Genomic DNA, 10,929 nt, shown 5'->3' with positions numbered 1-10,929 from the left:
CGTCAATCGCGCGACGCGTCGGACTGGTTGTCGAGGGCGGCACGGACCAGGTCGTCCAGGGCCATGGAGTCGATGGACTCCTCGTCCCCGTCCTCCGGTGCGGGGTCTGCGGTGCCCCGTCCGGCCAGTTGCAGCAGGGGCTCCAGTACGCCGATGTCGCGCAGCTGGGCGAGTGACACCGAGGACAGCAGGGACCGGATCTCCGCTTCCTCGTCGTCGGTGGTGTCGGTGGGGCCGTTCTCGTCGGGTACGAGCTGCCGCAGCATGTGCTCGGCGAGGGCGGCGGGGGTCGGGTGGTCGAACACGAGGGTCGCGGACAAGCCCAGACCGCTGGCGGCATTGAGCTGGTTGCGGAGTTCCACGGCGCCCAGGGAGTCGACTCCGAGGTCCCGGAAGGACCGTTCGGCGCCGACGGCGTCCCGGTCGGGGTGGCCGAGGACGTGGGCGGCCCGGGTGCGGACCAGGTCGAGCACCGCCTCGTGGCGCCTGCTGTGCGGCAGGCCCGCGAGCCGGTCGCGGAGGCCGCCGTCGGCCGTGCCGCCGCCGTCCTGCGGCGTGGTGGCCGCGATGGCAGCCTGGTATCCGGGGAGTTCCCGCAGGAGTGCCGCCGGGCGGGCGGCGCTGAAGGCCAGTGCGAACCTCTCCGGTGCGACGTCGGCGACGACCGCCGTCGGTTCGGTCTCCATGACCAGTCGGCGCATGGCCTCCAGGGCCAGCTCCGGGTCCATCGCGCCGATGCCGGCGCGCTGGGCCGCCGCGTCCGCCGCGGCGCCGTCGGCCATGCCGCCGCCGCCCCAGGCGCCCCAGGCGATCGAGGTCGCCGGGAAGCCGTGGGCCCGGCGGTGTTCGGCCAGTGCGTCGAGCACCGCGTTCGCCGCCGCGTAGTTGGCCTGGCCGGGGTTGCCGACGGCCGCCGAGGCGGAGGAGAACAGGACGAACACCGACAGGTCCAGCTCGCGGGTCAGCTCGTCCAGCAGGAACGCGGAGGTGACCTTGGAGCGGAAGACCGCTTCGAAGCGGTCCGGGGTGAGCCGGTCGAGGATGCCGTCGTCGAGGACGCCGGCCGCGTGCACCACACCGGTCAGCGGGTGCTCGGCCGGGATGTCCGCGAGGACGGCCTCCAGGGCGGTGCGGTCGGCGACGTCGCAGGCGGCGACGGTGACGCGGACGCCCAGGGCGAGGAGTTCGTCGCTCAGCGCCCGCGCGCCGGGCGCGTCCTCGCCGCGGCGGCTGGTGAGCACCAGGTGCCGGACGCCGTCGCGGGCCAGCCTGCGGGCGACGTGGCCGCCGAGGGCCCCGGTGCCGCCGGTGATCAGCACCGTGCCGCTGGGGTCCCACTGCGGGCCGGACGCCTTGCCGGGTGCCTGCACCAGCCGTCGGCCGAAGACCGCGGCGGGCCGTACGGCCACCTGGTCCTCCCCGTCCGAGCCGGCGAGGACCGCGGCGAAGCCGGTGGCCGAGCGCTCGTCGAGGACCTCGGGGAGGTCGACGAGTCCGCCCCAGCGCTCCGGGTGCTCCAGGGCGGCGACCCGGCCCAGGCCCCAGACGGCGGCCTGGAGGGGGCTGCGCAGCGCCTCGGCCCGGCCCACGGACACCGCGCCACGGGTGACGCACCACAGCGGGGCGCCGATCGCGGCGTCACCCAGGGCCTGGAGCAGCGCGGTGGTGAGGGCGAGCCCGGTGGGCGCGCTCCCCTCCGCGGTCTCCCGCAGGGCCAGCAGCGAGACGACCCCGGCGAACGGCGTGCCGCCCGCGGCGAGATCCCGCAACTGCCCGGCGAGAGCCGGGCGGTCGGCGGTGTCCGCCACGTCCAGCCGCACCACGTCGGTGCCGAGCGCGGCGAGCGCCTCGGTCGTCCAGGCGTCGTCCTCCGGTCCGGCGGGGACCACGGCGAGCCAGGTGCCGGCGGGGCGTCCGCCGCGGGTCCCGGTCAGCGGCTTCCAGACGATCCGGTGCCGCCAGCCGTCGACGACGGACTGCTCCTGCCGGGCCCGGCGCCAGTCGAGCAGTGCCGGGAGCACCTTGGAGAGGGTGTCTCCCCCGACGCTCAGGACCGTCTCCAGGGAGGCGAAGTCCTCCCGCTCGACCGCGTCCCAGAACTCGCGGTCGCCGGCGTCTGCTGCTACTTGGGACGCCGCCGGCCGGTCGTCGGGCCAGAAGCGGGCGTGTTCGAAGGCGTACGTCGGCAGCTCCGCCCGGCGGGCGCCGGTGCCCGCGTAGAACGCGGACCAGTCGGGTGCGACGCCGCCGAGGTGCAGCCGGGCCAGCGCGGTGACCAGGGTGGTCTCCTCACTGTGGCCCTTGCGCAGGACCGGTACGGCGAGGGTCGTCTCCGGTGCGGACTCCCGGGCCAGGGCGGACAGCACCCCGTCGGGGCCGAGTTCCAGGAGGGTGGTCACGCCCCGGCCGGTGAGGGCGCGGACGCCGTCGGCGAAGCGGACGGCCTCGCGGACGTGCCGCACCCAGTACTCGGGCGTGCACAGGTCCTCGCCGGTGCTCATCTCACCGGTCAGGTTCGACACGACGGGCACGACGGGCTTGTGGTACGTCAGTTCCTCGGCCACCCGCCGGAAGCCGTCCAGCATGGGGTCCATCAGTGGCGAGTGGAAGGCGTGGCTGACGGGCAGGCGCGTCGTCTTGCGTCCCAGGTCCGTGAAGTGACCGGCGATCAGGAGCACCGCCTCCTCGGTGCCGGAGACGACGACGGCGTTCGGGCCGTTGACCGCCGCGATCGCGACCTCGTCGGTCAGGAGCGGGGTGACCTCGTCCTCGGTGGCCCGCAGGGAGACCATGGCGCCGCCGGTGGGCAGGGCCCTCATCAGGCCCGCCCGGGCGGTCACCAGGCGGCACGCGTCCGCCAGTGAGAAGACGCCCGCGGCGTGCGCCGCGGCGACTTCGCCGATGGAGTGGCCGCCCACGAACTGCGGCCTGATGCCCCAGGACTCCACGAGGCGGAACAGCGCCACCTCGATGGCGAACAGGGCGGGCTGGGCGTAGCCGGTGTTGTCGAGGGCCCGCGCGTCCTCGCCCCACATCACCTCCCGCAGCGGGCGGTCGAGGCTGACGTCGAGGTGGGCCAGCACCTCGTCGAGTGCGTCGGCGAAGACGGGGAACCGCTCGTACAGCTCGCGGCCCATGCCGAGCCGCTGGCTGCCCTGTCCGGAGAACAGGAACGCGGTCCGGCCGGTGCGGCCGGCCTCGCCCTCCAGGACGTGCGGGGCGAGGTCCCCGGCGGCCAGCGCGGTGAGGCCGTCGAGGAGGGTGTCCCGGCCGGTGGCCAGGACGGCGGCCCGGTGCTCGAAGGCGGTCCGGGTGGTCGCCAGCGCGTACGCGAGGTCGCCGACGGTCGCGTCGGGGCTCGCGGTGGCGTGGTCGAGGAGCCTGCGGGCCTGGGCGCGCAGCGCGCCGGGCGTCTTGCCGGACACCAGGACCGGGAGGGTGCCGGTGTCCCGGACGGGTCCGGCGGGTGCCGCGGCGGGCTCGGCCGCGGGCGCCTGCTCCAGGATCACGTGGGCGTTGGTGCCGCTGGCGCCGAACGCCGAGACGGCGGCGCGGCGCGGGTGCCCGGCGTCGGGCCAGTCGGTCGTCTCCGTGAGCAGCCGGACCGCGCCCGCCGTCCAGTCCACATGGGTGGTGGGGGTGTCGGCGTGCAGGGTCTTCGGCAGCGTGCCGTGGCGCATCGCGAGGATCATCTTGATGACGCCCGCCACGCCCGCCGCGGCCTGGGTGTGGCCGATGTTGGACTTCAGCGAGCCGAGCAGCAGGGGCCGTTCCCGGTCCTGGCCGTAGGTCGCGAGGAGTGCCTGGGCCTCGATGGGGTCGCCGAGCTTGGTGCCGGTGCCGTGTGCCTCGGCGGCGTCGACGTCGGTGGTGGACAGTCCGGCGGCGGCCAGGGCGCGGCGGATGACGCGCTGCTGGGCGGGGCCGCTGGGCGCGGTGAGGCCGTTGGAGGCACCGTCCTGGTTGATGGCCGAGCCGCGCAGGACCGCAAGGACCTGGTGGCCGTTGCGCCGCGCGTCCGAGAGGCGCTCGATGACGAGCATGCCCACGCCCTCGGACCAGCCGGTGCCGTCGGCGGCGTCGGAGAAGGCCTTGCAGCGGCCGTCGGCGGACAGCGCGCCCTGGGCGCTGAACTCGATGAATCCGGTCGGGGTGGCCATGACGGTCACGCCGCCGGCCACCGCGAGGGAGCACTCGCCGTTGCGCAGGGCCTGTGCGGCCAGGTGCAGGGCGACCAGCGACGAGGAGCAGGCGGTGTCCACCGAGACGGTGGGCCCGTTCAGTCCGAAGCTGTAGGCGAGGCGGCCGGAGAGGAGGCTCGCCGACTGGGCGGTCTGCCACTCCCCGAACTCCACCGGCGGGCGGTAGTCGCCGCTGCCGCCGCCGACGAAGACACCGGCGTCGGTGCCGCGCAGGGTGACGGGGTCGATGCCCGCCCGCTCCAGCGCCTCCCAGGCGGCCTCCAGCACGATGCGCTGCTGGGGGTCCATGACCAGGGCCTCGCGCGGGGAGATCCCGAAGAAGCCGGGGTCGAACTCGGCGGCGTCGTAGAGGAACCCGCCGTGCCCGGTGGCGCTGCGGCCGCGGCCGCCCGGCCCGCCGGAGAGCAGGTCGTCGAGGTCCCAGCCGCGGTCGGTGGGCAGTTCGCCCACCGCGTCGGTCTCCGCCATGACGAGCCGCCACAGGTCCTCGGGGGAGCGCACCCCGCCCGGGTAGCGGCAGGCCATGCCGACGATCACGACGGGGTCGTCGGCCGGGTGTCCGGTGGGCAGGGCGTCGGCCGTGGTCCCGGGGGCCCCGGTCAGCTCGCCGAGCAGTTCGGCCTTGAGGTGGTCGGCCAGCACGGCGGGCGTGGGGTGGTCGAACGCGAGGGTCGCGGGCAGGCTGAGGCCGGTCGCGGTGGTGAGCTGACCGCGCAGGTCGACGGCGGTCAGGGAGTCGAAGCCGAGGTCCCGGAAGGGCAGGTCGGCGTCGACGGCGTCGGCGCTCGCGTGCCCGAGGACCACGGCGACCTTGTCGCGGACCACGTCGAGGAGTTCGGCGGACCGCTCGGACTCCGGCAGGGCACGCAGCCGCTCCCGCAGCGTGTCCGCGGCGGACTGCCCGTCCCGGCTGCCGCGCGTGAGGGCTTCGACGGCCGTACGGGCCTCCGGCAGCTCCGCGAAGAGCGCGGTGCGGCGGGTGGCGGTGGTGGCGGGTGCGAAGGTCTCCCAGCGCACGTCGGCGAGGGTGATGCCGCTGTCGTCGTCGGTGACGGCGTGGGCGAGGGCGGCGAGCGCCGCCTCGGTGTCCAGGACGGGCAGGCCGCTCAGTCGCAGGTGCCCGGTCATGCCCGGGTCCGTCGTCGTGGCCCAGGCGCCCCAGGAGACGGTGAGGGCGGTGGCGCCCCGGGCGCGGCGGCGGGTGGCGAACGCGTCCAGGAGGGCACAGGCCGCGGCCCCTTCGCCCTGCCCGCGGACGCCCCAGACCCCGGCGATGGAGCTGAAGAGGACGAACGCGTCCAGGGGCCGGTCGCCCAGTGCGGCGTCGAGGGTGGTCACCCCGGCGAGCGCGGCCGCGGCGTCGGTGCCGGTCTCCTCGTCGGCGTGGACGACCGCGGTCAGCGGGGTCCCCTCCGGGAGGGCGTCCAGCAGGTCGGTCAGGGTGGCACGGCCAAAGGCGCCGGTGAGGTCGCAGGCGGCGATCGTGACCGTGGCACCCAGCCCGGTCAGTTCGGCCTGGAGGTCTGCGGTACCGGGAGCCCGCTCGCCGTCCCGGCCGGTGAGCACCAGGTGCTCGGCACCGTGCCGGGCCAGCCAGCGGGCGATGTCGCCGCCCATCACGCCCGTACCGCCGGTGACGAGCACCGTGCCGGACGGGGTCCACGCGGTGGAGGAGGAGCGGCCGGCGCGCACCAGGCGCCGCGCGAACACCCCGGAGGGGCGGATCGCGAGCTGGTCCTCGCCGTCGTGGCCGCCCAGCGCGGTGGCGAAGCGGTCACCGGTGCGCGCGTCGAGGGTCTCGGGCAGGTCGGCCAGACCGCCCCAGCGGTCCGGGTGCTCCAGCGCGGCCACCCGGCCCTGGCCCCACACGGCGGCTTGGCCGGTGTTCACCAGGGGTTCCGAGCGGCCCACGGAGACCGCGCCGCGGGTGACGCACCACAGGGGCGCCTCGATCCCGGCGGCGTCGAGCGCCTCCAGCAGCTCGGCCGGCCATGCCGCGGGCGCGGGGAGCGAGGTGTCCCCCGTGGTGGCGGCGAGCAGGGACACGACCGCCGTGTACGCGCCGTCGGATTCCTGAATCGCCGTCAGTCGGTCGGCCAGAGCGGCGCGGTCGGTGAGGTCGGCCTCGACGCGGACGGTGTCCTCGCCGAGCGCGGTGACGGCGGTGGTGAGCCACGCGTCGTCGGCGTACCCGGCAGGCAGGATCACCAGTCGGCGGCCCTGCGAGGTGGCGGGTGCGGTGAGGGGCTTCCAGGTGACCCGGTAGCGCCAGGCGTCCGCGACGGACTGCTCGCGACGGCGGCGGCGCCAGGACGACAGCGCCGGCACCATCGCCGTCACCGTCTCCCCGTCCAGCTCCAGCGAATCAGCGAGCGACCCGAGGTCCTCCCGCTCCACCGCCGACCAGAACTCGGCATCCACCGGATCCACCGACCCGGCCACCGGAGCGGCAATCGCCTCAGGCCAGAACCGCTCCCGCTGGAACGCGTACGTCGGCAACTCCACCCGCCGCGCACCGGAACCTTCGAACAGGGCCGGCCAGTCGACGGACACCCCGTGCACGTGCAGTCGGGCGGCCGCGGTGACCACGGCCCGCTCCTCGCCCCGGTCGCCGCGCAGCACCGGCACGACGGCCGGTTCGGGCTCCTGGCCGTCGAGGGCGCGCCGGACCAGTGCGGAGAGCACTCCGTCGGGGCCGAGTTCGAGGAAGGTCACCGCGCCGGCGGCGCGCAGGGTGTGGACGCCGTCGGCGAAGCGCACGGCCTCGCGGACGTGCCGCACCCAGTAGTCGGCGGTGCACAGTTGCTCGGCGTCGGCGAGAGCGCCGGTGAGGTTGGAGACGACGGGGATGCGCGGCGCCGTGTAGGTCAGACCGTCCGCGACCGCGCGGAAGGCGCCCAGCATCGGGTCCATCAGCGGCGAGTGGAAGGCGTGGCTCACCCGCAGCCGTGTTGTGCGCCGGCCGTCGGCGGCGAACCGCCCGGCGGTCTCCAGGACGGCTTCCTCGGCGCCGGAGACGACGACGGCGTTCGGGCCGTTGACCGCGGCGATGGTGACGCCGTCGGCCAGGAGCGGGGTGACCTCGTCCTCGGTGGCCTCCACCGCGAGCATCGCCCCGCCCGCCGGCAGCGCCTGCATCAGCGTGGCGCGGGCGGCGACCAGCCGGCAGGCGTCCTCCAGGGAGAACACACCGGCCACATGGGCTGCGGTGATCTCGCCGATGGAGTGGCCGCCCACGAAGTCCGGGGTGATGCCCCACGACTCGACGAGGCGGTACAGCGCGACCTCGACGGCGAACAGCGCGGGCTGGGTGAAGCCGGTACGGTCCAGCAGCTCCGCCTCGTCGCTGCCTGCCTCGGCGAACAGCACTTCCCGCAGCGGGCGGTCCAGTTCCAGGTCCAGGTGGGCGAGGACGGCGTCCAGGGCCTCGGCGAAGACGGGGAAGCGCTCATAGAGTTCGCGGCCCATGCCGGTCCGCTGGCTGCCCTGTCCGGAGAACAGGAACGCGGACGTGCCTGTGGCGGCGCGCGGGCCGCGCGCGGCCTCCGTCACCCCGTCGGCGCCGGCCAGCAGCACCGCGCGGTGCCCGAAGGCGGAGCGGCCGCTCGCGAGCGAGTACCCCACGTCCACCGGGGACAGTTCAGGGTGCCCGGCGGCGAAGGAGGTGAGCCGCTCGATCTGCTCGTCGAGCGCCTCGCGCGTCCGGCCGGAGACGACCCACGGCACGACGGCGGGTGCACTCGCGGGCACGGGCCCGGCTTCAGGGGCGGCCTGGGCCGGCGGTGCCTGCTCGACGATGACGTGGGCGTTGGTGCCGCTGACGCCGAAGGCGGAGACACCCGCCCGGCGCGGCTGCCCGGTCTCGGGCCACTCGGCCGGCTCGGTCAGCAGCTCGACGGCGCCCGCCGACCAGTCGACGTGCGACGACGGCGCGTCGATGTGCAGGGTCTTCGGCAGGGTGCCGTGCCGCATGGCCAGGACCATCTTGATGACGCCCGCCATGCCGGCGGCGGCCTGGGTGTGACCGATGTTGGACTTCACCGCGCCGAGCAGCAGGGGCCGCTCGCGGTCCTGCCCGTACGTGGCGAGCAGCGCCTGGGCCTCGATCGGGTCGCCGAGCGTGGTGCCGGTGCCGTGTGCCTCGACGGCGTCGACGTCGGCGGCGGTCAGACCCGCGTCGGCCAGGGCCTGGCGGATGACCTGCTGCTGGGCCGGGCCGTTGGGCGCGGTGAGGCCGTTGGAGGCGCCGTCCTGGTTGACGGCGGTGCCGCGCACGAGGGCACGGACCTCGTGTCCGTTGCGCACGGCGTCGGAGAGGCGTTCCAGGACGAGGATGCCGACGCCCTCGGACCAGGCGGTGCCGTCGGCGCCGTCGGCGAAGGCCTTGCAGCGGCCGTCGGGGGCCAGGCCGCCCTGGGTGCTGAACTCGACGAAGGAGTCGGGGCCGGACATCACCGACGCGCCGCCGACGAGCGCCAGTTCGCACTCGCCGGAGCGCAGGGCGCCGGCCGCCCAGTGGGTGGCGACGAGCGACGCCGAGCAGGCGGTGTCGACGGTGACCGCCGGGCCTTCCAGGCCGAGCGTGTAGGAGAGCCTGCCGGACATGACGCTGGCGGTGTTGCCGGTCGCCACGTAGCCCTGGACGTCGGAGGCCGACCGGCGCAGCAGGGTGGGGTAGTCCTGGCCGTTGGTGCCGACGAAGACGCCAGTGCGGGAGCCGCGCAGCGACGCGGGGTCGATGCCGGCCCGCTCCAGGGCCTCCCAGGTGGTCTCCAGCAGCAGCCGCTGCTGGGGGTCCATGGCCAGGGCCTCGCGCGGGGAGATCCCGAAGAAGGCGGCGTCGAAGTCGGCGACGCCGGTGAGGAATCCGCCTTCGGCGGTGGCGGAGGCGCCGGCCGCGAGGGCGCCGAGGTCCCAGCCCCGGTCGGCCGGGAAGGCGGAGATGCCGTCGCGGCCGTCGGCGAGCAGACGCCAGAGGTCCTCCGGGGAGGACACGCCGCCGGGGAAGCGGCAGCCGATGCCGACGATCGCGATCGGGTCGTCGTCGGCGGGGCAGGCGGCGGGTGCCGTCGCCACGGCGGCGGGCAGCGTGCCCGCGATCTCGGCCAGCAGGAACCGTGACAGCTCCAGCAGGGTCGGGTGGTCGTAGACCAGGGAGGCGGGCAGGCTCAGGCCGGTGGCCGCGGCGAGCCCGTTGCGCAGTTCGAGGGCGGTCAGCGAGTCGAAGCCCAGGTCCTTGAAGGCCCGGTCGGACTCCACCCGTGAGGCGTCGGTGTGGCCGAGGACCGCGGCCACCTGGGTGCGCAGCAGGTCCACCAGGAACCGGCCGCGGTCGGCTTCGGGCAGCTCCGCGAGGCGGCTGCGCAGCGCGGGTTCGCCGCCGGTGGCGGGGTCCGCCGCGGTGCCGGTCGTGGTGGCCCGGCGCATCTCGGGCAGGTCGGCGACGAACGGGGCGGGCCGGACGGCCGCGACGGTGGCGGCGTAGCGGCTCCAGTCGATGTCGGCGAGGGCGACGACGGTGTCGTCGTGCTCGATGGCCTGCTTCAGGGCGGCGACGGCCCGCTCGGGTGCGAGCGGTGCGAAGCCGCCGCGGCGTACGCGGCTCTCGACGTCGGCGTCGACGGCGACCATGCCGGACTGGGCCCAGGGGCCCCAGGCGAGGGAGGTCGCGGTCAGGCCGGCGGCGCGGCGGTGCTCGGCGAGGGCGTCCAGGTAGGCGTTGGCGGCGGCGTAGTTGCCCTGTCCGGCGGCGCCGAGGGTACCGGCCGTGGAAGAGAACAGGACGAACGCCGACAGGGCGGTGTCCTGGGTCAGCTCGTGCAGATTGCGGGCCGAGACGGCCTTGGCGTTCATGACGGCGGAGAAGTTCTCCGGCGTCAGGTCGGCCAGGACGCCGTCCTCGACGACGCCCGCCGTGTGAATGACCGCGGTGAGCGGCCGGTCGGCGGGGACGCCGGCGAGTACGGCGGCGAGCGCGTCGCGGTCGGCGGCGTCGCAGGCGGTGACGGTGACGTCGGCGCCCAGCTGCTCGAGTTCCGCGCGCAGCGCGTCGGCGCCGGGGGCGTCCGGGCCGCGGCGGCTGGTGAGCAGCAGGTGCTGTGCGCCGCTGCGGGCGAGCCAGCGGGCGACGTGGCCGCCGAGTCCGCCGGTGCCGCCGGTGATCAGCACGGTGCCGGTCGGGGCGAACACGCGGCGTACGGGCCGGTCCGCGGCGGGGCTGTGGGCGAGTCGGCGGACGAAGACGCCGGAGGCGCGGACGGCCACCTGGTCCTCGCCGTCGGTCCGGGCGAGGACGCCCGCGATACGGCGGGCGGTGTGGGCGTCGAGCTGCTCGGGCAGGTCGAGGAGACCGCCCCAGCGCTGCGGGTTCTCCAGGGCGGCGACGCGGCCGAGTCCCCAGACCGCCGCCTGTGCGGGGTCCTGGAGGTGCTCGGAGCGGCCGACGGAGACGGCGCCGCGGGTGACGCACCACAGGGGCGCGTCGAGTCCGGCGTCGCCCGCGGCCTGGACGGCCGTGGCCGTCAGGGCCAGTGCGGCGGGCACGCCGGGGTGTCCGGCCGCCTCGTCGTCGGTGAGCGCGAGCAGTGACAGGACGCCCTCGAACCGGGCGCCTGCGTCGAGCAGTTCGCGCAGCCGCCCGGTGAGGGCGGTGCGGTCGGGTGCGGTCACCTCGACGCGGACGGTCTCCACGCCGAGGCCATCGGTCAGGGCGCCCGTCCAGGGGTCC

General features: G+C 75.7%; 1 protein-coding gene (running past one end of the window). It reads right to left on the bottom strand.

Annotated elements, in window-relative coordinates:
• Nucleotides 1–2: 2 nt before the first annotated feature.
• Nucleotides 3–10,929: the end of a type I polyketide synthase gene (locus JO379_RS31010; protein WP_209518048.1), read on the bottom strand. The gene runs 17,456 nt beyond the window's last position; the window shows 10,927 of its 28,383 coding nt (coding positions 17,457–28,383); its start codon lies beyond the right edge, outside the window; its stop codon occupies nt 3–5.

The organism is Streptomyces syringium, assembly GCF_017876625.1.
GTDB lineage: Bacteria > Actinomycetota > Actinomycetes > Streptomycetales > Streptomycetaceae > Streptomyces > Streptomyces syringius.
This window is presented reverse-complemented; position numbering and strand designations above follow the sequence as displayed.